The 23966-nt window shown below is 45.8% G+C and carries 23 protein-coding genes and 1 pseudogene; all 24 read right to left on the reverse strand.

What is annotated here, in order from left to right; translation table 11 throughout:
- Window positions 1–2 precede the first annotated feature (2 nt).
- A complete protein-coding gene (gene atpG / locus EAI83_RS08635) occupies window positions 3–893 on the reverse strand; it encodes an ATP synthase F1 subunit gamma (RefSeq protein WP_015525580.1) in 891 nt (296 codons plus the stop codon).
- 8 nt (window positions 894–901) lie between these two features.
- Window positions 902–2410 carry a F0F1 ATP synthase subunit alpha gene (atpA, locus tag EAI83_RS08640; RefSeq protein WP_021652816.1) on the reverse strand — a complete coding sequence of 503 codons (1509 nt, stop codon included), beginning with the start codon at window positions 2408–2410 and terminating at the stop codon, window positions 902–904.
- 7 nt (window positions 2411–2417) lie between these two features.
- On the reverse strand, window positions 2418–2921 hold the full coding sequence (gene atpH / locus EAI83_RS08645) for an ATP synthase F1 subunit delta (protein WP_015525579.1): 504 nt from the start codon (window positions 2919–2921) through the stop codon (window positions 2418–2420).
- Window positions 2902–3402, reverse strand: coding sequence for a F0F1 ATP synthase subunit B (atpF, locus tag EAI83_RS08650; protein WP_022427145.1), 501 nt, complete (start codon window positions 3400–3402; stop codon window positions 2902–2904). Before atpF ends, atpH begins: the two co-directional genes overlap by 20 nt.
- Window positions 3403–3452: 50 nt before the next feature.
- Window positions 3453–3671 (reverse strand): ATP synthase F0 subunit C, encoded by a 219-nt coding sequence (gene atpE, locus EAI83_RS08655; RefSeq protein WP_021652814.1) that lies wholly within the window; start codon window positions 3669–3671, stop codon window positions 3453–3455.
- A 63-nt stretch (window positions 3672–3734) separates the two neighbouring features.
- The gene (locus tag EAI83_RS08660; RefSeq protein ID WP_084449196.1) at window positions 3735–4400 is read right to left on the reverse strand and encodes a F0F1 ATP synthase subunit A; all 666 of its coding nucleotides are present in this window, start codon (window positions 4398–4400) and stop codon (window positions 3735–3737) included.
- 191 nt (window positions 4401–4591) lie between these two features.
- On the reverse strand, window positions 4592–5572 hold the full coding sequence (locus tag EAI83_RS08665; RefSeq protein ID WP_129975101.1) for a biotin--[acetyl-CoA-carboxylase] ligase: 981 nt from the start codon (window positions 5570–5572) through the stop codon (window positions 4592–4594).
- A gap of 276 nt (window positions 5573–5848) precedes the next feature.
- Window positions 5849–6835 carry a helix-turn-helix transcriptional regulator gene (locus EAI83_RS08670; protein WP_015525576.1) on the reverse strand — a complete coding sequence of 329 codons (987 nt, stop codon included), beginning with the start codon at window positions 6833–6835 and terminating at the stop codon, window positions 5849–5851.
- A gap of 18 nt (window positions 6836–6853) precedes the next feature.
- The gene (locus tag EAI83_RS08675) at window positions 6854–7108 is read right to left on the reverse strand and encodes a hypothetical protein (RefSeq protein ID WP_059086214.1); all 255 of its coding nucleotides are present in this window, start codon (window positions 7106–7108) and stop codon (window positions 6854–6856) included.
- Between the two features lie 495 nt (window positions 7109–7603).
- Window positions 7604–8296 carry an LrgB family protein gene (locus EAI83_RS08680; protein WP_022427148.1) on the reverse strand — a complete coding sequence of 231 codons (693 nt, stop codon included), beginning with the start codon at window positions 8294–8296 and terminating at the stop codon, window positions 7604–7606.
- Window positions 8293–8655, reverse strand: a complete 363-nt coding sequence (locus tag EAI83_RS08685) for a CidA/LrgA family protein (protein WP_015525571.1) — start codon at window positions 8653–8655, stop codon at window positions 8293–8295. Before EAI83_RS08685 ends, EAI83_RS08680 begins: the two co-directional genes overlap by 4 nt.
- Window positions 8656–8927: 272 nt before the next feature.
- Entirely contained in the window at window positions 8928–9395 is a 468-nt protein-coding gene (locus tag EAI83_RS08690) for a metallophosphoesterase family protein (RefSeq protein ID WP_022427149.1), read from the reverse strand.
- A gap of 189 nt (window positions 9396–9584) precedes the next feature.
- Window positions 9585–10772, reverse strand: a pseudogene (locus EAI83_RS08695) (endonuclease Q family protein); the annotation flags it as partial.
- Window positions 10773–10961: 189 nt separating this feature from the next.
- Window positions 10962–12302 (reverse strand): MBL fold metallo-hydrolase, encoded by a 1341-nt coding sequence (locus EAI83_RS08700; RefSeq protein WP_243113464.1) that lies wholly within the window; start codon window positions 12300–12302, stop codon window positions 10962–10964.
- A gap of 84 nt (window positions 12303–12386) precedes the next feature.
- Window positions 12387–12881 (reverse strand): GNAT family N-acetyltransferase, encoded by a 495-nt coding sequence (locus tag EAI83_RS08705; protein WP_015525566.1) that lies wholly within the window; start codon window positions 12879–12881, stop codon window positions 12387–12389.
- 158 nt (window positions 12882–13039) lie between these two features.
- Window positions 13040–13804, reverse strand: coding sequence for an ABC transporter ATP-binding protein (locus EAI83_RS08710; RefSeq protein WP_129975103.1), 765 nt, complete (start codon window positions 13802–13804; stop codon window positions 13040–13042).
- On the reverse strand, window positions 13804–14607 hold the full coding sequence (locus EAI83_RS08715; protein WP_129975105.1) for an ABC transporter ATP-binding protein: 804 nt from the start codon (window positions 14605–14607) through the stop codon (window positions 13804–13806). The genes EAI83_RS08710 and EAI83_RS08715 overlap by 1 nt, the downstream gene beginning before the upstream one ends.
- Window position 14608: 1 nt before the next feature.
- Complete coding sequence (locus EAI83_RS08720) at window positions 14609–16165, reverse strand: ABC transporter substrate-binding protein (RefSeq protein WP_021652799.1); 1557 nt, start codon at window positions 16163–16165, stop codon at window positions 14609–14611.
- A gap of 46 nt (window positions 16166–16211) precedes the next feature.
- Window positions 16212–17081: a nickel transporter permease gene (gene nikC, locus EAI83_RS08725; protein ID WP_129975107.1), complete on the reverse strand. Its 870-nt coding sequence runs from the start codon at window positions 17079–17081 to the stop codon at window positions 16212–16214.
- A complete protein-coding gene (gene nikB, locus EAI83_RS08730) occupies window positions 17078–18022 on the reverse strand; it encodes a nickel ABC transporter permease (protein ID WP_021977177.1) in 945 nt (314 codons plus the stop codon). The genes nikC and nikB overlap by 4 nt, the downstream gene beginning before the upstream one ends.
- A 132-nt stretch (window positions 18023–18154) precedes the next feature.
- Window positions 18155–20119 carry a dipeptide ABC transporter ATP-binding protein gene (locus EAI83_RS17690; RefSeq protein WP_129975109.1) on the reverse strand — a complete coding sequence of 655 codons (1965 nt, stop codon included), beginning with the start codon at window positions 20117–20119 and terminating at the stop codon, window positions 18155–18157.
- Window positions 20120–20129: 10 nt separating this feature from the next.
- Entirely contained in the window at window positions 20130–21716 is a 1587-nt protein-coding gene (locus tag EAI83_RS08740) for an ABC transporter substrate-binding protein (protein ID WP_129975110.1), read from the reverse strand.
- 91 nt (window positions 21717–21807) lie between these two features.
- Window positions 21808–22725 (reverse strand): ABC transporter permease, encoded by a 918-nt coding sequence (locus EAI83_RS08745; RefSeq protein WP_129975112.1) that lies wholly within the window; start codon window positions 22723–22725, stop codon window positions 21808–21810.
- A complete protein-coding gene (locus EAI83_RS08750) occupies window positions 22719–23711 on the reverse strand; it encodes an ABC transporter permease (RefSeq protein WP_129975114.1) in 993 nt (330 codons plus the stop codon). The genes EAI83_RS08745 and EAI83_RS08750 overlap by 7 nt, the downstream gene beginning before the upstream one ends.
- Between the last annotated feature and the right edge of the window lie 255 nt (window positions 23712–23966).

Here is a 23966-nt window from a genome sequence, read left to right on the forward strand (position 1 = left end):
CATCACTTCCTTTTTTGTGCTTTAGCACCGCTGATAACCTCTGTGATCTCCTGGGTGATCGCAGCCTGACGTGCACGATTATACTGAATGGAAAGATCCTTCAGCATCGCCTTTGCACTATCTGTAGAGGACTGCATTGCTGTCATTCTCGCACTGTTCTCACTGGCATATGCCTCTACAAGACATCCATAGATCACACCTGTAAGGTAGTTGGGGATCATAGTATCCAGAAGTACATCTGCAGACGGAGATAACACGATCTCCTCCTGATAAATATCTGCCGGGATCTGACCCACCTTAAAATCAGCCTTTTTCAGCGGTAAAAGCTGCATATTCACATTTTCCATTGCCATCGCATTCAGCATCTGTGTATAGACAATGTGAATTTCATCCAGCTCTCTTTCAAGAAATGCCCGTACGATCTCTTCCGTGATAAGGCGTGCTCTGTGCATAGTCGGCTTCTGCACGGTATAATGAAAACTGCCGTCCATATCCACATCTCTCTTGCCGAAATACTGACGCCCTACCATACCAAGGACATACAGCTTGTGATGTCCCGGTACTTCTTCCATGAAATCTTCTGTCATTTTCTGTACATTATGATTGTATGCACCAGCCATACCTTTATCACCTGTAATGACAATGGTACCTACCTTTCTTTCATCCTTCGGAACAAGATGACGCTCACTGAAGAAAGGATGCTGGATGTCCGGCATATGACGGAGGATCCTGGCAATGGCAGCCTGCATATTATAGAAATATGGTTCCGTGTCCTGCAGGATCTTCTTGGCCTTCTGCATCTTGGAAGAAGAAATCATGTACATCGCATTGGTGATCTTCATGGTGTCCTGAATGCTTTTCATACGAGTCTGTATTTCTTTTGCATTTGCCATATCAACACCTACCTGCTCTTATCTCTGAATTCTTCTGCCGCCTTTACGATTTTCTCTACAAGCTCATCAGAGAGCTGCTTTGTAGTCTCGATCTCTTTGCCGATCTCAGGATATACATTATCAAAGTACTCCAGAAGATCCTTCTGATATTTCTTGATCTCTTTCTTTTCTACATCTACCATCAGCTTGTGAGTCGCAACGCAGAGAGTAATTACCTGCTGATGAAGACTTAACGGGCTGCAGAGCGGCTGTTTCAGAAGCTCCATCAGACAGCTTCCGTATTTCAGCTGTGCAGTTGTAGCCTCATCCAGATCTGAACTGAACTGGGTGAACACTTCCATCTCTCTGTACTGTGCCAGGTCGATACGTACACTACCGGAAGCTTTCTTCATAGCCTTGGTCTGTGCAGCACCACCAACACGGGATACGGAAAGACCAACATTGACTGCCGGACGCATACCTGAGAAGAACAGATCACTTTCCAGGAAGATCTGACCATCTGTGATGGAAATTACGTTTGTAGGAATGTATGCAGATACATCACCGGCCTGTGTCTCGATGATCGGAAGTGCCGTAATGGATCCGCCGCCTGCCTCTTCACTCAGACGGCTGGAACGCTCCAGAAGTCTGGAATGAAGATAGAATACGTCACCAGGATATGCCTCACGTCCCGGAGAACGCTCAAGCAGAAGTGACAATGCACGATATGCCACTGCATGCTTGGAAAGATCATCATATACGATCAGTACGTCTTTACCCTGATACATGAAATACTCTGCAAGAGCAGTACCAGCATAAGGAGCAATATACTGAAGCGGTGCACAGTCGCTGGCTGTTGCGGAGAATACGGTTGTATACTCCATTGCACCGTATTTTTCAAGATTGGAAACTACCTTTGCAACGGTAGAAGCTTTCTGTCCGATGGCAACATAGATACAGATCACATCCTTACCTTTCTGGTTGATGATCGTATCGGTTGCGATGGATGTTTTACCTGTCTGTCTGTCGCCGATGATCAGCTCTCGCTGTCCACGGCCGATCGGGAACATGGAATCAATGGAAAGGATTCCTGTTTCCAGAGGTACAGTTACAGACTTACGGTCGATGATTCCAGGAGCCGGGTTCTCGATCGGGCGATATTCCTCTGCCTGGATCTCTCCCTTTCCATCAATAGGCTCACCAAGTGCGTTCACGATTCTTCCGATAAATTTATCCCCTACCGGAATACCTGCCTGCTTGCCAGTTCTGGCAACCTTGGTGCCTTCCTTGATTCCTGTATCCTTTCCGAAAAGAATACATCCCATGCTGTTGGCACGGACATCCTGTACCATACCTTTCAGACCATTCTCGAAGGTCACGACCTCACCGTACATGGCATGATCGATGCCATAAACAGTTGCGATACCATCTCCCACGGAGATGACAGTGCCTACTTCCTGGTCCTTGCTGATTTCGTCATAGTTCTTTATTTCTTCCTTGAGAATCGAAATGATTTCATCTGGATTTATTGCACCCAATTCAATTTCACCTCCGGGTTAATTTCTGTTTCAGTTTCTTATAACGTCCGATGAGGCTCCAGTCGTACTCACGATCTCCTGCCCTGAGAACAAATCCACCTACAAGGCTTTTATCCTCTGTAAGGGTAAGTTCCACTTCTCTGGCAGAAAACTGGCTACGGAGAAACTCCTTCATCTTATTTTCCTGCTCTTCGGCAGGACGTGTTACATAAAGAAGCTCTGCCTTGAGAATTCCTTTCTGTTCCCGGCTGTAAGCATCATAAGCTTCAAGGATCTCTCCGATTCTGTCAATCTTCTGATACTTACACGTTACTTTAAGAAAACTCTTCATTTCCTGCGGAAAAACCCGCTCTATTACCTGTTCTTTTTCTTTGAGGGAAACAAGTGGATTTTCAAGCATCTTACCTATCTCAGGTGTATTCTTAAAAATCCTTCCTGTTTCGCAGATTGCCTCCCCCGGGACAGAAAGACCGTATAATGCTTTTGCATAATTAATGGACGTCTCTGTCATGAGGATCACCTGCTCCTTCTAAAAACTGGTCATATAGGGACATATCCTGTGCTTCGTCGTTCTTTTTTCCCATGATTCTGGATGCTGCATCCATTGCCAGCTCAGCCACTTTGCCTTCCATCGCTTTCATAGCAGCTTCCTGCTCAGTGCTGATATCTCTTCTTGCTTTCTCAAGAATCTGACCAGCCTGATCATTAGCTCTCTTCACGATGCTGTCTGCCTGTACTTTTGCCTCGTCCTTAGCCTGCTCTACAATACTGAAGGATTCCTCCTTCGCAGATTTCAGTGCATCCTCATACTGTCCTTTCAGCTGGTTTGCTTCAGTAGTTGTCTTCTCTGCTGAAGCAAACTGCTCATCGATCATAGCTTTTCTCTTCTCCATAACACCAATGATCGGGCCGAAAAGGAACTTCTTCATTAAAAGATAAAGAACGATCAGGTTTATAATAGTAAAGACAAGGTTGATATCAATTTTAATCACCTGGTCCACCTGCCTCTCTTAATCCTGAATTAGTATCTCGTCTTTACCTATTAGCCAAGCATGATGATGATCAGAAGACCGATTACGAAACCGTAAATAGCTGTTGCCTCTGCAAGAGCACATCCAAGAAGAAGCGCTTTACTGATCTTGCTCTCTGCCTCTGGCTGTCTTGCGATAGCTTCTACTGCTTTAGATGTTGCAAGACCGATACCAATACCTGCTCCAATACCTGTAAGAACTGCGATAGCTGCACCAATTGCGATTAACATAGTTTTTTCCTCCTGTAAAATACAATTTTTTTCATTTTTAGATCAAGCGGATCTTCCGCTTCACTACTCAATTGCTTCCTTAATGAACAAGGATGTTAAGAATACAAATACATACGCCTGTATGAATCCGTCGAAGAAATCAAAATACAGGCTGAATGGTATGGGAAGAATGGCCGGACAAACAAACTCCAGCAGCTTCATAACTACGAAGCTTCCCAGAACATTACCGAACAACCGCATGCAGAGAGATGTAGGTCTGATCGCTATTTCCAGAATGTTGATCGGAAGCATGATCGGAACCGGCTCCGCAAAGCTTTTCAGGAAACCCTTCAGTCCCCTTTTATGAAAGCCTGCATACTCGATCAGAATAATGCTCATCAGCGCCAGCGCAATGGTAACATTCATGTCCTTCGTTGGTGGTGTAAAACCAAATACGCCTGCGATATTGGCTATTCCGATGTAAATTACGGTTGACATCAAATAAGGCACATACTGTTTGCCTTCTTCTCCAAGGATACCCATGAAGAAATCCTGAAGAAAACTTACCCCGGTCTCCAGAAGCAGCTGCTTCTTACCCGGATTTTCCACACTGAGATTCCGAACTAAGATCAGAGACAGAATCACAAGAACCGCCATGATGACCCATGTGACTACCACGCATTCTGCAATTGGTATTCCACCAAACGCCGGAATGGTAAAGGCTGTCTTACTGTTTAGTTCTTCTGCCAGTGTACTTGATAAATCTCCCGTTTTTCTCCCTCCTTTTCTCTTGGCGCTGATCGTATCTTTTTATAATTGGTATGACCACGCCTTGTAGTTGACTTTATTTTACTCCGCATTTCCAGAATGTCAATATTATTTTTGCCTGTTTTGCACAAAAAAGAATCTGTTTTTTATACAAAATATACAATTCATTTCAATTAACCTTGATCCGACTTCCTGCGTACAGATACTTCTCCATAAGAAAGCAGGGTTTCTGAACCATCCTGTTCTCTCACAAGAAGCCTTCCATCTGGTGCTATGGATTCTGCATAAGCTTCCCTTGTACACTGTCCGTCTGTGATCACGATCATGTTTCCAGGAATGATATTATTTTCTGTATATTCTCTGGAAAGTCCCGGAGTCTCCACTTCCATGAGAAGCTGATTGACGATCTCCGCCACAAGAATACTGCAGTTTATATGCTCTGCGTCATTCCTGTTTTCAAATAATGCTCCAGCCGTTTTCTGTATATCTTCAGGAAACCCATCTTCCGGCATATACAGATTCAAACCAATTCCTACAACTGCAAACTCAATGTTCCCGCTTTCAAAGTCTGTAACAGCCTCTGTCAGTATCCCACACACTTTCTTATTATGAAGATACAGATCATTGACCCATTTGATCCCAAGGTCGATCCAGCAGATTTTCTTCACTGCACGGCACACTGCAGTTGCCGCCGCTGTAGTGATCAGGAGTCCTTCCTTCAGAGTTCGGTCAGGTCTTAGAACGATACTCATATAAAGTCCTGCATTTTCAGGAGAATAAAAACTTCGGCCTCTTCGGCCTCTTCCGCTTTTCTGTCTGCGCGCCAGTATCAGTGCACCATGACCTGCTTCTCCTGAAAATGCAGCCTCCTTGGCTGCCCGGTTTGTAGAATCCAGTTCTCTGTATATTTTTACAGGGACATCCGGATGATCGAGGTAAAGCCGTATTCCTTCTTCCGATAAACGGCTGCCTCCTCGAAGCACATAGCCTTTGTTTGGTCCAGCTTCTATGGTATATCCCTCTTCACGAAGGGATTTCACAGCTTTCCAGATGGCTGCCCGTGTGCAGTTTAGTTCTGCTGCTGCCGCCTCTCCGGATATCAGTTCATTCTCGTGCTGCTCCAGAAGCTTCAGCATTCTTGCTTTTACAGTCATATCTTCACCGTCCGTAATCTGCCTGAAATGGCAAAATTTATTCCCTCCTAAGAGTCGAAAGCATTATAGCACTTAAGCATCGCGATGTCTATTATCTTTTTTATATATGCTATCTATATTATTTTTATATTTCAGATGCAGCTATTATATGATTTTTCTCATTTTTGTCTGTTTTCATTTATTTTTTTATATATTATTTCTGTTGAAAACCTGCAGACTCAGGAGTGAATTTTCCTGAATCTTTATTATATACAGATTTTCTTTATCATATATTTATCATTTGTAATTAGAAAGACTTTTCTCAAGAAATTCCCGGTACTTATCGCGAACCTCATCCGGTGACGCGATCACCGCATCCGGGCCAAGACTGGCTATCCAGCCAAAGAACTGGTCACTGATATTTACACGAACCAGTGTTTTGAAATGTTCAGGATCCTTCCTGTGTATCATAATATCTCTGCCAAACCGATCCAGCACCACCCCGACCAAGCGGTTATGTGCTTCCAGACATATGGTTACTTCTCTGCCGCCAAACATCCCGAAGGTCCTGGATGTCAGCTCCCCTATATCATAATTCTCAAAAAATTCTCTGCCGCGTCGCACCTCCTTCTCTATACGGATCTGCTGGAGCTTATCTACCTGATACTGCTTAACCCTTCCACACTTCTCGTCGTAAGTGATCAGATAATACTCCTCATTCTGCCATACAAGTCCCCAGGGACTGACCGAATATCGTTCTCCCTCATTCTCCGGACGCAGCTTCTTCTCCACAGTCCATTCACAATATTGAAAAGAAATCTGCCTGTCCTCAGTTAATGCACGCTGGATCATATCAATACTGTAATACACATTCTCGTTTATAGTCCGGATACGGTTCTCTGCAAATCCCTGTCGCCGCAGCTGTCTGGACTCATAAACACTGGCAAGGCTCTCCAGCTTCCTGATCAGCTGTCGGGATTTCCCATTGGTGATACATCTGGAGGACTGTACTGCATCCACCAGAAGTCTCAGCTCCGGAAGCTCAAATTCCCGACTGGCAAGATAAAAACCGGCCGGGTGCTCCCGCCGGTTCAGGATATCCATTCCAAAATTCCGCAGGGTTTCAATATCATCATAGACAGTCTTACGCTCTGCACTGATCCCCAGACTATTCAGATAGGCGATCAGCTCCTTCACAGACATCGGATGCTCTTCGTCCGTCTGCTCCAGAAAAATGCGCATCAGATATAAAATTTTAATCTTCTGGTTAAAGACCCTTGGCATCCTTTCTCCTCCGTTCTGCTACTTGTCTGTCAGTGATGCTACCACTGCAAAATATAATACCATGAATGACAATACAACAGCAACGATATCTGCTCCGCGGAAATCAAAATTAAACAGCATCGCCCCGCCAAGCATGATCTCCATTGTAAGAAGTGCGCCCAGTACCATTGCCATTCCTGAGGAAAGCTTCTGTCTGCCGCAATGTCCGTTCTCAGCTTCCACATATCTTCCTTCTGCCAATACTGCCTTCCTGCTGCTCTCTGTATTCCACATAAGATCCATCCTCCCTGTCCTATGTTCGTCTCACGATTTATCGAACATATTTTCCAAACATATTTTCTGTATGTTTGCATTATAGCTCATTTTTAGTCCAATAAAACGGTACAAATATGGTTTTTTCGAACATTTGTTTATTTTATACAAAAATATGTTCGTCTTTAATATCCACAAAAAAGAATGCTGCCTGCCGGTCACTCCGACAAACAGCATTCTTTTTTTATCCGCAATCGCTATTTATTTTAGCACACCACTGTCAGCCAGTCCCCACTTACAGGTCAGAATATAAATTCGATGGACGCGTCTTATATCCCCATAGCTGAAGCAAGGGGTTTTACGACGCATTGGAAAAAAGCGTTGCTGTTCACTCCGTTCTCAGTAACACGCTCCGCGGGATATTACCAACGAACAACAAAAAAAGCCTGCCGTAAACGACAGACTTGTAAAATGTGACACTTTGAAAGGGCATTTGAAATCCTATGATATCTGCTTTTACATCATTCCCGCAAACACAGACGCTCCTACAACCGTAAGCAATCCGGCTACGGCAATGGCAAGGCTGCTCATAGCTCCTTCTACCGGGCCAAGCTCCATGGCTTTGGCTGTTCCGATAGCATGGGCAGATGTTCCAAGTCCAAGACCTCTTGCGATCGGCTCCTCGATCTTTGCGATCTTGTAGACAACCTCTGCGAGCATATTTCCCAGAACTCCTGTGATGATGATCACGGCAACGGTGATGGTCACGATACCGCCAAGCTCCTCGGAAACACCCATTCCGATGGCAGTTGTGATAGACTTCGGAAGCATAGTGACATATTCCTGATGATCAAAGCCAAACAATTTCGCCATAAGCAGAATGCTGCAAAGCCCAGCCAGCGTTCCGGAAAAGATCCCGGCAGCCACTGCCTTGAGATTTTTTTTCAGCAGATGGATCTGCTCATAAAGGGGCACTGCCAGACAGACTGTTGCCGGGGTCAGCAGATAGCTGATATATTTTCCACCTTCATTGTAATCATCATAATCAATATGGAAGATCAAAAGAACACCAATAACACAGATGATCGAGATCAAAAGCGGATTAAAGATCGCCATTTTAAACTTCTTTTTCAGGATCAGACCGATCTCATAGGCGATCAGACTTATCATTGCTCCGAAAAATGCGGAGTTTTTTATGAATTCCATCATTTTTCAGTTCCTCTCTTTCCCATACGGATCACTCCCTGTGTTACTTTTCCTGTTACGACCATTACGATCACCGTGCTGATAAACGTCATGATGAGAACCGGTACACAGATCGGTTTCAGAGTACTCCAGGCTGTGATCAGTCCCGCACCAGCCGGCACAAACATCACCGGCATGATCTCAACCAGAAAATCTGCCGCACCTTTGACCTGATCCAGCTTCAGAATACCTGTGAGCAAAGCTACCAGCATAATGATCAATCCATAGACACTGGCCGGTACCGGAAGCGGAAGAAAGGTTTTCAGTAATTCTCCAATGACGGAAATCAACAGGATGATGCTGAACTGCTGCACATGCTTCATGTTGCATCCCTCCTGATTCATGTAAAGCGCATATTCATATTTTGCTTTACTGCATACTCATGAACGCAGCTGCGTTCACAGTCTGCGCTCAAACGAATTTTTCAAAAGTGGTAAGACCACTTTTGTTTTAAACGTTTTTTTATTATACGCTACAAATCCAAAATTACAAGGATTGTATCCAATAAAATACAAAAAATCCTTTTATGCATCAGCGTATTCCAGTAATCTACAGAAACAGATCTGCATAAAAGGATCTATAAACAGGGTTATGATCATTTCCTGGAATTTTCCGCCAAAATGATTTTTTCCACCTGATATTTGCCATCCTCCACAGTCATCACCGCCATGGTAACCTCTCCGCCAAAGCGGCTTCTTCCACAGCTTCCCGGATTCAGCCACAGTCTGCCATCGATCATCTTCTCAAAATATTTGTGAGTATGCCCGAAGATGACCACCTGTGTGTCCCCCAGCTCCCACGCAACGTCTTTTTTGTTATGGACCATAAAAAATTTCACGCCGCCAATGGTAAAGCTTAGACTGGTGCGGAGATTTTCCGCCCAGTCTTTATCATTATTTCCACGGACCACATAGAGATTCCCCATGGAACGCAGTACATCCAGGATCTCATCTTTATTGACATCTCCGGCATGAAGAATGTATTTGCAGTCTTTTAAGATTTCCAGTACCTCAGGCCGCAGAAGACCGTGAGTGTCTGATATAATGCCGATTTTTTCTTTCATGATCTCTATCCTGCTCCAATCCTTTATCATTATCGCCTTTTACCTTTTGCAGCTCACGCTATGACCGGCAATACTCTTCACAATACATAAATATTTAACAGCTGCTTCTTTTCACACCATTTCAGAAATTTTCTTAATTGGATCAAGCCGATATTCGCAATCCTGCAGAGGACTTACCTGATTCGCTTAAAACAATTCTATTTTTCCATATTCTCCGTCAGATCCCGGTTTCCGCACCACTTCTCCTGCACGGAGCCGCCGGATGCCTTCCGCCAGAACTTCTCCGCCGGCTTTTCGGATATCTTCCGGCGGAACCTCTCTCAATATGGTAAACTCCGCACCCAGTTTCTCAAGCAGAGCCTCGTACTGTCCCTGAACTTTTTTGCTTGCCGTGGAAAATCCCACACATGCGGAGATCACCTCCGGCAGCGGCATCAGGCTTTCATATGGGCGGCCGCTTTCCGGCATGGCCGCTGAACTCTCATCACGGTCAGATAACTGTAGGATCCGGTGATCCACACCCATGGTCAGTTTCTTTCCGCACACCGGACAGATACCATTATACTTTTCTGCCTCTCTCGGGCTCAGGCAGACGCCGCATTTCCGGTGTCCGTCATAATGATACTTTCCCTCTTCCGGAAAAAATTCGATGGTACCCGTAAGTCCTTCTCCCTTCTGCACCGCATTCCACAAGCCCCGGTAGGAAAGCTCAATATCCAGAAGATCTGCTTCCCGTCCAAGTTTTGACGGGGAATGTGCATCAGAGTGTGATACCAGCTGATATCCATCCAGCGCCGAAATCTGCCAGTTCATCACTGGATCTGAGGACAGTCCGGTTTCCAGGGCATGGATGTAAGGTGTCAGTTCTTCAAAGCATTCTTCTATGGTGTCAAATCCGGACTTCGCTCCAAACAGGGAAAAATGTGGGGTCCAGATATGCGCGGGAATATAGATACCCTCCTCACTGACCTCCAGCATCAGTTCCAGAAGATCATGGCAGGGCAGCCCCAAAATAGGACGTCCGTCTGAATGGATATTTCCGATCTTTTCCAGCCTTGCGGCAAAAGCATCTGCCTCATTGAATCCCGGAAGCAGGATCAGGCTGTGCACCTTCCTGGTTTTTCCGCCTTTTTTATAGATGGAACTGATCTCACCGGACAGTACAAACCTGGGTGCTTTTCCAGGATAGCGTGACGCCTCCGGCAAAACATATTCATCTTTCAGCCGGAATAGTCCCTGTTCTGCAGGGATCAGCTTCGCCTTCAACTCCTGCCGCCAGATGGGATGTGTCATATCTCCGGTTCCAAGGAGTGTGATTCCTTTTTTCCGCGCCCAGAGATCCAGCATCTCCGGCGTGCCATCTTTGCTGGTTGCCATGGAATATCTGGAATGTATGTGCAGGTCTGCGATCTGTTTCAAAATTTTTCCTCCTGTATCATCTTTTCCTCTGTCCACATGTACATCCTGTCTTTTTAACAAAAACGCAGACAAAGAAATTACCGTCTTCTTTGTCTGCCTGAATGACCGGATCGTATATAACTCACCAGAAATCCATCTGTAACATGATCAGATATCTTTATAATACGATGGTGATATCACATCATACTCCCTGCAGGAGCATCCGTTCTCATAGCTGTCACAGCAGTCACAGTTGGAACAATACATATGCGTGTCATTAATATAAAATAAACCGCCGTACTGCATGGAAGTGCGCTGATTCTTGGATTTCTTCTTGCTGTTGTCGTAGTAGGCTCCGTTGGGGATCATCATATTCTCCGGGGAGAAGCTGCTGAAATCAAAGAAATGGGATTCCGTACCATGATGTGGTACCTTGATACACCAGTAATGCTCATGAAGGGGAATCCTGCCATCATAGTTTTCTGCGATCATCCTCATGTACTGTGGCTGTACATCTCCGGTAAACAGAAGATTCAGCTCGCCGTCGCCGGTATTCTGAAATGCCAGACTGATCTTGTGGCGGAACTGACGCAGAAAATGCCCCTGTTTTTCCGCACTTTCCAGAAGTGCCTGAAATTCTCCGGTTGCCTGTAATTCACGGAATTTCTTTTCCAGCTTTTCCGGTTTAAGGCGACGTGCTCTCTCTTTTTCGGCTTCTTCCGGAGCCTCTGCTGTATCCTCAGCTGCTGCGCCTGTATCTTCCATTATAAGCTCCAGCTTCTCCTGCGTATATCCTTCGTTTTCCCCACCAGGCTCTGTCTGTCCTGTCAAAGAGCGCTCGGATTCCTCTGTATCCTCTTCCACCAAAGACGCCTCAGACAGTGGAGCAGATTTCTGCTCTGCTTCCGGCATCTCCTCTGTCATGGACAGGAACAGCTGACGTACCTCCTCCGCAATGTTCACAAGCTCGGTCATTGCATTTTCATGATTCTCGATCAGGGAATTAAATACGTCCTCCGTTTCCCGGCTGACTTCCCTGAGATCCGGCCAGAGCGCTGTATATTTTCCTTCAAACTCTGAGCCTCTGGATAAAAGGTCGATCTTTACCCTTTTGGCGCAAAGAGCTTCTGCAAGGGCAAAAAGGCTGACACGTCTTCCGGGAAGACTGGCCTTTTTTGTCACATCCGCAAGGAGCAGAAGCGCCAGTGTGTATTTCATTTCCGGACCGGAAAATACATCCGGAAGATAGATCTTTTCAAATTCGTAGGCATCTCTTCGGTAACGCATCATATAAAGCAATCCGGAAACATGGTCCGGATGAAAATGTGTCAGTAGCAGATTTTTTTTGCGGATAGTGGTAAGGTCTGAGATGATCACATCAAAGACCTCTCTCCGTGGCCGCCCTTCGATCTTGCTGTTGGCTGCCCCGAAATCCACAAGCAGGCTGCTTTTTCTGTCACGGATACAGAAACAGTCTCCGAATCCCACATTGTACATTCGTATTCTCATTTATTTTTCCTCTGGTTTCTTATTCAGCTGACCTTTGTTTCTGCAGCTGACTCTTCTTTTTTCTTCTGTTACTGTCTTCATTTCTCAGAACCAGATCTGCATATCATACCAGGTTGCTCCGCCATGACAGGAATCTGCCACACCCAGCTTCTTCAGTCCGTGGCTCTCATAGAATGGGATCATATGCTCCTTGCAGGTAAGGATCAGAGCTTTTTTTCCGCGCTCTTTCGCAAGCTCCTTGAAATATTCCACAAGCTCTCCGGCGATCCCCTGATGACGGTATTCCGGGATCACATTCAGTCCGAATACCGTCTGGATTTCCCCGTCCTTTCTGTGAAGCGTGATATCATGATAAAATTCATCCGGGAGTACTGGTTTATCTGTGGTTCCTCCGTTGATAAAGCCTACGATCTGCTCATCCTTTACTGCTACAACGAAATTCTCCGGGAATGCTCCCATACGTTTCACAACTTCCTCATGACTTGCTGCCTCCGCAGGTGGAAAACAGATTGCCTCGATCTCTGCCAGACGGTCCGCCTCACCGGGATCTGCCAGTCTGATCTGTAAATTTTCTGCCATTTTTTGTGTTCTCCTCTATATTTATTCCGTTTTCATCCGGTTTCGATTCTTTTTTAATTATATCGGGTGAGGGAAAATGCGTCAACGTGTAACCTGCAAAAAAGCCCTCAGTATTCGCACTACTGAGGGCTTCGTTCTTTTGTTTTTATCTGTCATTATCACAGCACCGACCGGATCAACTGCTCCGTATACTCTGTCTTCGGATGCTCAATGATCTCTTCCGGTGTCCCTTCCTCTTCCACATGTCCGTCATGCATCACGATCACCCGGTCGCAGAACAGCTGGACAAGGGCCAGGTCATGGCAGATAAAAAGAAAGGACAGCTGGTTTTCTTTTTTTAACTTCTGAAGCAGCTCCATGATCTGTTTCTGCACAGTCACATCCAGGGCGCTGGTTGCTTCATCACAGATCAGCACTCTGGGTTCCACAGCCAGGGCTCTGGCAATAGCCGCTCTCTGGCACTCCCCTCCGCTGACCTGATGGGGATACCGATCTGCATATTCCGGAGTCAGTCCGCAGGTAAGCAGAAGCTTTTCCACACGGTTCCTGGTTTCCTTCTTACTTATCCCCATATTCCGGAGACTTTCCCCGATTCCGTCCCCAAGAGTGCATCTGGGGTCAAAGGATTCTGCCGGTGTCTGAAAAATCATCTGCATTTCCCGGTAGATTTCCCGGAGATTTTTTCCCCTTGCATGTGTGATATCCTTTTCCATGAGAAAAATTTCTCCGGCGGTGGGTTCTGTCAGATGTGTGATCATCTTCGCCACAGTGCTTTTTCCTGAGCCGGATTCACCTACGATTCCTAATACTTCCCCCGTTTTCAGAGAAAAGCTTACGTCTTCTACAGCCGTGAAGGATTTTTTACCGGTGGTGAAGCTTTTTTTCAAATGATGTACTTCCAGAATATTTTTATTTTCTGTCATCATCTGCCTCCATTTCCGGTACCTGTACGTTTCAAACGAGGTACCGAACTCATAAGCTCTTTTGTATAGGGATCCTCCGGATCTGTCAGAACCTGAGCTGTTTTTCCGTATTCCCTCACCTTTCCGTTTTTCAGTACCAGAACCTTATCTGACATTTTTTCCACCACACCGATGTTGTGTGTGACAACGATCATGGCTGTTCCGTATTCCTTACGCATCAGCAGCATTTCCTCAACCACCTGTTTCTGTATGGTTACATCCAGGGCACTGGTAGGCTCATCTGCCAGAAGAAGCGACGGATTCTGCAGCATGGAAATACAGATTCCCACACGCTGATTCATACCGCCGGACAATTCAAATGGGTAGCTTTGCAAAACACGTTCCCCATCCTTGAGACCAATCTTAGCCATCATCCGGACGGCACGCTCCGCACATTCCTTACGGCTGATCCTTTCATGCTCCCGCATACTCTCATAGATCTGATCGCCTACGGTGCGGATGGGACAAAGGGCTGCTCCTGAATCCTGAAAGACCATGGCGATCTCAGGACCCAGAAGTCTGCATAATTCTTTTTCCGGCATATCCACCACATTTTTTCCTTTGTACCAGATATCCCCTTCTGTCACCGTGCCTTCATTTCCCAGAAGTCCCATGATTGCCTTGATGATGGTACTTTTTCCGCTTCCGGATTCGCCTACCACCCCCAGGATCTCCCCTTTATTCAGTTCCAGATCCACATCATGTACAACCGGTTCTCCGTTGTAACAGATCGTCACATGCTCAAGCTTCAACAATAATTCCATCTTATTTCACTTCCAGATCTGCCGTGATCTCGTAATAATCACATGGGTGAGCAGTCAGCCCTGATACATTTGACTTTGACACAAGTCCCATATTCAGATGAGAAACAAAGAAATACGCATCATCATCCAGAATGGTCTGCTGTGCTTCCACAGCAAGCTTGCCTCTCTCATCTGTATCAAAGGTCTCATGCAGCTTCGCTACGATATCATCAAGATCCGAATTGCTGTATTTGCCATAATTTTTGGCAGCGTCAGATACAACTGTACTTGTGAAGAAATATTCCGGATCGCCGGTAGGTGCAGTTGTAAGCGAGCTTACATATACATCAAATTCTCCATTCTTTGCATACGTCGCATGGTCTGCTGTATTGTTGACATCGACCTCAATTCCGATGTCCTTTAAAGTGGACTGTGCATATTCTGCAAGCTTAGGCTGTTCCAGACGGGTTGGATAGGTCAGCCATGTGATGGACAGCTTCTTTCCGTCCTTATCTGCATAGCCATCTCCATCCGTATCTGTCCATCCGGATTCTTCCAGAAGCTTTTTCGCCTCTTCCGGATCATAGGACGGTGCCTTTACTGCATCGTTTCCATAGGAAAAGCTGCTTGGGAAGGCTCCCACTGCCGGAACACCTCGTCCTTCCATGATCACACTGCAGAAGCCGTCCTTATCGATTCCCATCTCAATGGCTTTTCTCACATTCTGATCCTGCATCAGTTCAGACTTCATATTAAACTGTCCGAAGAAACATCGGCTTGTTGCTACAGAGCTGATCTGATAGTCCGGATTTCCGTCAAAAAGCGCATAGTTATCATACTGAAGTCCATAGGTTCCCTGTATATCGCCTGTCTGTAATGCTGCTGTCAGGGCACTTCCGTCTGAGAAGGATTTTACGATAACGTTGTCTACCTTTACATCTCCGCCCCAGTAATCCTCATTTTTTACCAGCTTGATCTCTGTAGGAGATACCTCTGTTGCAACATAAGGGCCTGTTCCTGCCACATTTGCAGAGCCTCCCTCTCCCTGTACGCCATAATCCATATCAATGATAGCACCATATGGATCACCGAGATAATTGATCAGTGCCGGACATGGTTCGGAAGTATGGATCGTTACTGTCATTCCATCTGCTTCGATCTTATCGATCTTCATATCGTAAGGTGCACGGTCATGGTTTGCGATCAGATCCTCCAGGCATTCCTTTACCGCTTCTCCGTCCATGGTTCTTCCGCTGGAAAATTTCACACCATCACGAAGGGTGATCTTTACTGTATTATCGTCTGTAAATTCATAGTCTGTAGCAAGCCATGGCTCTACCTCCATGTTGTCATTGTACTTAAACAGTGTTTCTCCTACGCCATAACGAAGACAGCTCCATCCGGAATAATTGTCGTGAGGGTTTAATCCTGCATCTCCCATTTCTTCACTATATCCGGTAGTTCCGTAAACAAAGGTAGTTCCTTCACTCTTTTCTTTGCTTTTTGCTGCTGCCGAAACTCCTGTCATGCTCATGACCATTGCCGCTGCAAGCACTGCTGCCAGAATCTTTTTCTTCATAATCTCCGCTCTCACTTTCTCTGTTATGTTTATTTATAAGTGCCTGTTATCCTTTTCTCCTGTTTCGTTCCTTCGGATCCATATAATCCCGGATCGTATCTCCCAGAAGATTAAAGATCATTACTGTAATAAAAATCGCCATTCCCGGAGCAAGTACCATCCACGGTGAAATCTGCAGCATACTTCTTCCATCGCTGATCATACTTCCCCATTCTGCCATTGGAGGCTTTACCCCAAGCCCGAGAAAGGAAAGTCCTGCCAGCTCCATCATCATGGTTCCGATATCAAGAACTGACGTAACAAGGATGGGGCCTGCGATATTGGGAAGGATATGTTTGAGCAGAAGCTTTCCTGTACTGCTTCCGGAAAGCTTCGCCGCCATAAGATATGCAGAGTCCTTCTGAGTCAGAGTAAGCCCTCTGGCAAGTCTCGCAAACTTCGGCCAGCTGATCACTGCCAGGGCAATGATCGCATTCTGGATACCGCCTCCCAGAACACCTGCTACTGCCAGGGCAAATACCAGTCCCGGAAAAGCCAGGAACAGATCGGAGATACGCATCAGAACGGTATCGGCTTTGCCGCCCTTCCAGCCACAGAAAATACCAATAGCCGTTCCTGCCACAGTGATCACCGCAACCAGGAGCAGCGTTGCATAAATACTGGTCGTACTTCCTATGATCACACGGGAAAACATATCTCTTCCATAACGGTCTGTCCCGAGCAGATGCTCCGGTCCCGGCGGTTTCTGGGCAAGTGCCAGATCCTGGACATAAGGATCATAAGGGCAGAGATATTTTGCAAATGCCGCTACAAACAGAAGCAATGCTGTAAGCACAAGAAAAAAGACAAGCTTTGCTTTTGTATGATTTTTCCGGATCTTCTGCTTCCGGACTGTGATATTATTTTTTCCACTCATGCTCTGTCACCTCCAAGTCGTACTCTCGGATCCAGATAGTGGTAAATAATATCTGTCACCAGATTTACCAGAACATAAATAACCGCCATCCAGGCCACATAAGCCTGGATGATCGGATAGTCACGCATGGTGATCGCATCTACCGCCAGTTTTCCGACACCATCCCACATAAAGATATTTTCCACAATGGCAGTTCCTCCCAGAAGATTGCCGATGGACAGAGCCAGCAGTGTGATGATCGTCAGCATGGAAGCCTTCATTACACTCTTCCAAATGATCACACGACTGCGGATCCCTCTTGCCCGGGCTCCGGTCACATAATCCTTATTCAGTTCTTCCAGAACCGTGGCACGCACCTGTCTGGTATATTTTGCAGCCATGGAGATCGCCAGTGTCAGTGTCGGCAGAATAATACTCTGTCCGAGATCTGTATTTGTGACTACCGGTAAAACGCCCAGCCTGATGGACAGAAAATACATCAGGACCATGGCAGCAAAAAAATTCGGCATGGAATTGCCGATAAAGCTTAAAAATCTTATCAGATAATCTACCCATTTGTTGTGCTTTACTGCTGACAGGATTCCCAACGGGATCGCAAGAACAATTGTAAGAAGGATCGATGACAGAGTCAGCATCATCGTTGCCGGAAGCTTTGAAATAAAGGTTTCATAGACATCTCTGTGAGACACATAGCTCTCTCCCATATCTCCGGTTACCATTCCCGCAAACCAGGCAGCATATTGTACAAGGAATGGTTTATCAAGGCCATATTCTGCCTTCGCATTATCAATGACCTCCTGGGATACTGCAGAGCCTGCATTTTCATACATATAAGTTACTGCATCTCCGCCGGCAAGCCGCATCATGGCAAAAGAAAGAAATGTGATCCCGATCAGGACCGGGATCAGCTGCAGCAACCGTTTTATTATATATTTTCCCATATTTTCCTCTCCGCACTTTGTTTCTCAGTATTTCGAATAACAAAAGTTTAACAACACGGCTGTTCTGCCACAACCCCGGCGGGGGGATTTTACATATTCCATTTTGTCATGCATATGTATTCCATTATGTTCTTATATTCTCACACAGTGACATGCGGATAATTCTTTCCAGCCCTCTCCAAGAGACTGTGGCTCTTCATACTCGATCAGCCTCCGTTTTCTCTCTTCCAGCGGATCCGGGATATGGATCGCAGAAAGCAGGGACTGTGTATAAGGATGCTGCGGATTTTCAAAAAGCTCTTTTGTAGGTGCCATTTCTACCAGCTTTCCGTTTTTCATCACACCGGTTGTATCACTTAAAAAACGTACCATGGACAGATCATGGGCAATAAAAAGAAACGAAAATCTTTTTTCCTGCTGAAGCTTTTTAAAAAGCATGACGATCTGTGCCTGGATAGAAATGTCCAACGATGCGATGGGTTCATCTGCAATGATAAGACGTGGTTCCATGAGAAGGCTTCTTCCTATGGCAACTCTCTGTCTCTGTCCGCCGGAAAGCTCTCCCGGCTTTTTCGACAGAATGCTTTCATCCAGTCCTGTCTCCTTCAGGATTTCCCGAAGCCTGTTCTCCAACATTTCTCTGTCACGGATCCTGCGGCTGATCTTTACAGGCTCCAGCATGATCTGCCGTATGCTCATTCGGGGATTCAGTGCAGCGCCCGAATCCTGAAAAATCATCTGGATCTCAGTCTGCATTTTCTTCCGCATTCCGAAAGGATCCTTTTTATCCGGCACTCTTTCTCCCTGATAAAAGATCTCCCCGCCTGTAGGCCGGTAGATTCCTGCAAGCGTTCTGGCTGTCGTGGATTTTCCGCAGCCGGTCTCTCCCACCAGTGCCATGATCTCACCTTCCCGGATACGGAAGGAAACATCATCCACTGCATGGATCGTATAATCGGAACGGATACGGAAATGCTGCTTCAGATTTCTGGCTTCGATCAGTACAGGCGCCTGTTTTTGTTCTGTTTTCTGTAAAAATGACGCTTCCTTTTTATCCGGTTTCTGTTTACGGCCGCTGTTTTCCTGTAATCTGTCCTTCAAAATGGAAGGCTTTTCTATTTTCGGAGCTCTTTCATCCAGAAGCCATGTGGCTGCATAATGCGTATCACTGACCTTAAACATCGGAGGAGTCTGTTCATAATCGATTGCCAGTGCCTGGGGATTCCGAACGGCAAACGCATCTCCCGGCGGAGGATCCAAAAGAGAGGGCGGCATTCCGGGGATCGGATTCAGATCCCCTTTTTCACCTGCAAATACAGGCAGAGAAGACAGAAGTCCCCAGGTATAAGGATGCCGGGGATCATAATAAACCTCTTCTGCTGTCCCGATCTCAATGATCTTTCCTGCATACATAACTGCAACTCTGTCTGCGATCCTTGCAACAGCTCCCAGATCATGAGATATGAACACAATACTGATCCCTGTTTTTTCTCTCAGCTCAAGAAGCAGATCCAAAATCTTTGCTTCCACGGTTGCATCCAATGCTGTAGTCGCCTCATCGGCAAATAATATTTCCGGATCACAGGCCAGTGCAATAGCCAGCACACAACGCTGACGCATTCCTCCGGAAAAAAAATGAGGCTGCAGGCCATAGCGCTGTTCTGCATCCGGAATCCCTACCAGCTTCAGCATTTCCACAGCTCTTTTTTTCGCCTCATCCCCGGATACTTTCTGATTTTTGATAATAGCCTCTGTGATCTGTTTGCCAACAGGGATCGTCGGATTCAGCGTCAGCATAGGGTCCTGGAACACCATGCTTACCTTGCTTCCGCACAGCTTTTCCATTTTTTTTCTTTTATAGGCTGTGATATTCTCTCCGCAGAGACTGATCTCTCCGCTTTTTACATGTGCATTCGGTGGCAGAAGCTTCATCACACTACGGCACATAACGGTTTTTCCACATCCGGACTCACCTACGATACAAAGTATCTCTCCTTTTTTTACCGTGAGATCAACATTCCGGACGGCCTGTACCTCGCCGTCCGGTGTGTCAAAGCTTACCGAATAGTTTTTTAATTCCAAAACGGTTTCCTGCATGATCTTTTCCTTATTTTGTAATGGTCCAGTCTTCAATATTCCACATAACACCTACGGAATGATGTCCCAGAACACGTGTGGTATCCAGTCCGTCAAGTCCGGAAACGCCTACATAATCTCCCTGGAGATAAGCAACCAGAAGGATTCCAGGTACCTCGGCATATGCCTTTTCGAATTCACCATATGCTTCTTTTCTGGCTTCCTCAGTCTCACCGTGACGGCCTTCCTCAAGATATTTATCCACATCTGCATTGGAATAATGCATGTTGTTTCCACTTGCGTCGGTTACAAAGTTTACATATGCCATATCCGGGTCAAACTGTGTTGAATAGCCGGCAAGAAATCCATTGTATCCTGCATCCCAGTCAAATTTGGTAACAAGCTTTACTTCCATTTCCACACCAGCCTGCTTCAGCATATCAGACATGACATTGGCAATATCCACACGCTCTTCTTCGTAATCACGTACCTGGATGGTAAAGTGGAATTTCTGTCCGTTTCTCTCATAGATCCCATCATCACCTTTTTTCCATCCCAGCTCTTCCATCTTCTTTGCAAAGATATCCAGATCATAGGAGTAGATATTGGCTTCCTTATCTGTTCCGAGAGGGTTTCTCTGGATCGGGCTGTATGCCGGCTCTCCCTGTCCTGCAAGAACACCTGCAATAATGGAATCCTTATCCAGCGCATAATTCAGAACGCCGATGGAATCTCCGTTTTCCTTCCAGAAATTTGTGCTCATATCCATGGCAGCTCCACGGTAATCTGCTGTGGTGAACTCCCAGTAATTATATCCGTCCTTATCCTTGAACTGAGAAGCATAGTTGGAATTCAGCCATGCAAGATCCGCCTCGCCGGACTGGAGCATGGTTGCCTTTGTAGTCTCATCCGACACTGTACGGTATACAACGGTTTCAATATTCGGAACCTTTCCGTAATAATCTTCATTTCGTTTCAGTGTGATCATTCCGCCGGTAGCATCCCAGTCTTCAAATTTATAACGGCCTGTTCCCACCGGATTCTGGTTAAAGGATGTAGTATTTATGTCCTCCCCTTCCAGAAGATGCTCTGGAAGGATTCCCATGGTGAAGTAATCCAGCATGGCAGCATCATACTGATCCAGTGTAAAGATCACAGTCTGATCATCCGGTGCCTCAATACTTGTAATGTCCTGATAGTTGCTGGTGATGCTGGCTCCCAGGGTTTCATCCTCTGTAAGCTCCTTATAGGTATATACAACATCCTCTGCATTGAAATCTTCTCCATCATGCCACTTAACACCATCTCGAAGTTTAAAAGTATAGGTATTGGTATCCTTGTCAAAGGTATAACTCTCTGCAAGATCCTCTACCGGCTTTCCATTGGCATCATATTTCATCAGTCCTGAAAAAATAAGATCCGGAAGTTCATCATGGTTATTCAGAAGGGGATTAATTGTACTTTCTGACTCACCTGCATATACCAGAGTTTTGTTTTCTTCTGCCGCAGCTACGGTTACCACACTGCCTGCAGCTGCTCCTGTACATGCTGCGGTCACTGCTGCCAGTGTTATCGCCGCATATTTTCTGCCATAGTTGATTCCTGTTCTCTTTTTCATTCTGTTTTCCTCATCTTTCCTTATTTTCAAACCGGTTATCTACACTTCGGAATGCTTCATCACGGTTTGTATTCAAATATTTTTGACTGCATCAGAGATTGCTGTAATGGTTATTTACCTCACTTCTCACAAAGCTTCCCATACTGGTAATGCACATTAAAGTAATGACCAGAAAAACTCCGGGGATCACGATTACCCACCAGGTATTCATGATCAGTGCTTTATTTGCCAGTGAGAGCATACTTCCCCAGGAGATTACATCTGCCGGAAGCCCGAGGCCAAGAAAGCTTAATGTAGATTCCATGGTAATACAGCTGCTTATCGAAGAGATCACCACAAACATGATCGCCGAAACAAAATTCGGTATCAGATGGTGATACATCACATATCCAAAACTTCCTCCGCAAAGTCTTGCATACATCACATAATCACTGTTCCTTATCTGCCGCACTTCACTTCTTACAATACGGGCCAGTGCAAACCATCCGGTAATACCGATGATCACAGATATGCTGATCACATCATCGGCCTGAAGGACTGCTGACAGGATCAGGATCAGCAGAAGCGTCGGAATACTTCCGCACATTTCCGTAAACCGCATCAGAACCGAGTCCACCTTTGGCCCTGCTGTTCCGCTGATGCATCCGTAGGTAACACCGATCACAGTAATGATCGCAGTTCCCAGAAGCCCGATCACCAGAGAAACCCGTCCACCATACCAAATCAGTGAATAAATATCTCTTCCAAGCGAATCCGTTCCAAAGATAAACTCCTTTCCCGGCGGTGTATTCAGATTCTGGAGATAAAAACCTGAGGGATCATGATTTGCAACAACATTTGCAAATACACAGCCCAAAACGATCAGAAAAAGCAGGAACATGGAAAATACCGGTTTCCCCTTCAGCTTTTCCTGAAATGTTTTTTTTCGTTTTTCAGATTCATGCTGCGTCCACCCGGCACCAACTACCTGAAAAAGCTCAACTTCTGAAAGCTTCCGGTCAGCTACCATACCCTCACCTCCGAATCCTTCATTCTTGGATCAATCTCTTCATTGACAGTCTGTGCAACAAAGCTGCTAAAAAATACGATAAATCCCGTGATCAGCACATCGATCATCAACAGGTTATAATCATGATATTTTGCAGATTCCACTGCAAGATTTCCAATTCCCGCATAATTGAAAACAGCTTCCACAGTTACAGTCCCACCGGTTACATGGGGTACCGAAACTGCCATGATACTCACGATCGTCGGCATTACATTTCGAAGACAATGCTTCCACAGGATCTTTCTTTTGGAAAGTCCCTTGGATCTGGCAAGAAGTACATAATCCTTCCGCACCTCATCCAGGAATTTGTTACGTATCATATATGCGTAATACCAAAGATGGCTGAAGATCATTACTACCAGTGGAAGGATCATATGCTTCATACGATTGCCGATACTATCTGCCATTCCTACATCATAGGCACCGCTGCTTGGGAACCATCCAAGATTTACACTGAAGATCAGGATCAATACCACACCAAGCCAGAAAGCCGGCACATAATAGGCTGCTGTTCCGATCTTGCAGATCAGCCGGTCGATCCACTGATCCTCATGGAGCGTACAGAATATGGCGATCAGAACTGCCAGTATAAAGATCACAATATAAGCAATTCCTCCCAGCACCAGAGTATTTCCGATCAGCGGTTTGATCACATTCATAACCGGCTGCCTGTATTTCAGCGACAATCCGAAGTCACCATGAACTGCATTGGCAAACCATCTTACATACTGTACCCCGATTCCCTGATCCAGTCCCAGTCTCGTTCTGGCTGCAGCCACTTCCTCACTGGTCATCATTTCCAGAGAATCTCCGTAAAAGGACTGCAGGGGATCTCCCGGTGCCAGTCTCGCCAGCCAGAACACCACCACAGACAGCAGAAACATAACCACAGCAAGCAGAAGGATCCGCTTCAGGATCCGGATGACGAGTTTATTTTCTTTGTTCATAATTTTCCTTTCCCACTGCCCTTTACAGTTCAGACAGACATTCGCATTCCGCTCTGCTGCATGCTCATGAACACAAATCGTGGAGCGATTTGTGTTCATATTTCAAAAGCAGTTATGGCATCCAAAACCATAACTGCTTTTGAAAGGGTCGTGTTATTATTCGACAAAACATTTGTATGCACAAATAGGAGTGCGCGGAGGTTATGTGCATCACAGTGTTTTTATGTTCAGCACGCGGAGTGTGCTGCTGATATT

The sequence above is a fragment of the Blautia sp. aa_0143 genome (genome assembly GCF_004167315.1).
Classification (GTDB): Bacteria; Bacillota; Clostridia; order Lachnospirales; family Lachnospiraceae; genus Blautia_A; species Blautia_A fusiformis.

Excerpts from the sequence above, each read along its gene's own strand:
- EAI83_RS08720 (WP_021652799.1), bottom strand. The coding sequence starts at position 16,165 with ATGAAGAAAAAGATTCTGGCAGCAGTGCTTGCAGCGGCAATGGTCATG.
- EAI83_RS08670 (WP_015525576.1), bottom strand. The coding sequence starts at position 6,835 with ATGCCAAGGGTCTTTAACCAGAAGATTAAAATTTTATATCTGATGCGC.
- EAI83_RS08745 (WP_129975112.1), bottom strand. The coding sequence starts at position 22,725 with ATGGTAGCTGACCGGAAGCTTTCAGAAGTTGAGCTTTTTCAGGTAGTT.
- EAI83_RS08700 (WP_243113464.1), bottom strand. The coding sequence starts at position 12,302 with ATGAGAATACGAATGTACAATGTGGGATTCGGAGACTGTTTCTGTATC.
- nikC (WP_129975107.1), bottom strand. The coding sequence starts at position 17,081 with ATGAGTGGAAAAAATAATATCACAGTCCGGAAGCAGAAGATCCGGAAA.
- atpG (WP_015525580.1), bottom strand. The coding sequence starts at position 893 with ATGGCAAATGCAAAAGAAATACAGACTCGTATGAAAAGCATTCAGGAC.
- EAI83_RS08665 (WP_129975101.1), bottom strand. The coding sequence starts at position 5,572 with ATGACTGTAAAAGCAAGAATGCTGAAGCTTCTGGAGCAGCACGAGAAT.
- EAI83_RS17690 (WP_129975109.1), bottom strand. The coding sequence starts at position 20,119 with ATGCAGGAAACCGTTTTGGAATTAAAAAACTATTCGGTAAGCTTTGAC.
- atpH (WP_015525579.1), bottom strand. The coding sequence starts at position 2,921 with ATGACAGAGACGTCCATTAATTATGCAAAAGCATTATACGGTCTTTCT.
- EAI83_RS08740 (WP_129975110.1), bottom strand. The coding sequence starts at position 21,716 with ATGAAAAAGAGAACAGGAATCAACTATGGCAGAAAATATGCGGCGATA.
- atpE (WP_021652814.1), bottom strand. The coding sequence starts at position 3,671 with ATGTTAATCGCAATTGGTGCAGCTATCGCAGTTCTTACAGGTATTGGA.
- EAI83_RS08715 (WP_129975105.1), bottom strand. The coding sequence starts at position 14,607 with ATGGAATTATTGTTGAAGCTTGAGCATGTGACGATCTGTTACAACGGA.
- EAI83_RS08690 (WP_022427149.1), bottom strand. The coding sequence starts at position 9,395 with ATGAAAGAAAAAATCGGCATTATATCAGACACTCACGGTCTTCTGCGG.
- EAI83_RS08675 (WP_059086214.1), bottom strand. The coding sequence starts at position 7,108 with ATGTGGAATACAGAGAGCAGCAGGAAGGCAGTATTGGCAGAAGGAAGA.
- nikB (WP_021977177.1), bottom strand. The coding sequence starts at position 18,022 with ATGGGAAAATATATAATAAAACGGTTGCTGCAGCTGATCCCGGTCCTG.
- EAI83_RS08710 (WP_129975103.1), bottom strand. The coding sequence starts at position 13,804 with ATGACAGAAAATAAAAATATTCTGGAAGTACATCATTTGAAAAAAAGC.
- EAI83_RS08680 (WP_022427148.1), bottom strand. The coding sequence starts at position 8,296 with ATGATGGAATTCATAAAAAACTCCGCATTTTTCGGAGCAATGATAAGT.
- EAI83_RS08705 (WP_015525566.1), bottom strand. The coding sequence starts at position 12,881 with ATGGCAGAAAATTTACAGATCAGACTGGCAGATCCCGGTGAGGCGGAC.
- EAI83_RS08750 (WP_129975114.1), bottom strand. The coding sequence starts at position 23,711 with ATGAACAAAGAAAATAAACTCGTCATCCGGATCCTGAAGCGGATCCTT.
- EAI83_RS08685 (WP_015525571.1), bottom strand. The coding sequence starts at position 8,655 with ATGAAGCATGTGCAGCAGTTCAGCATCATCCTGTTGATTTCCGTCATT.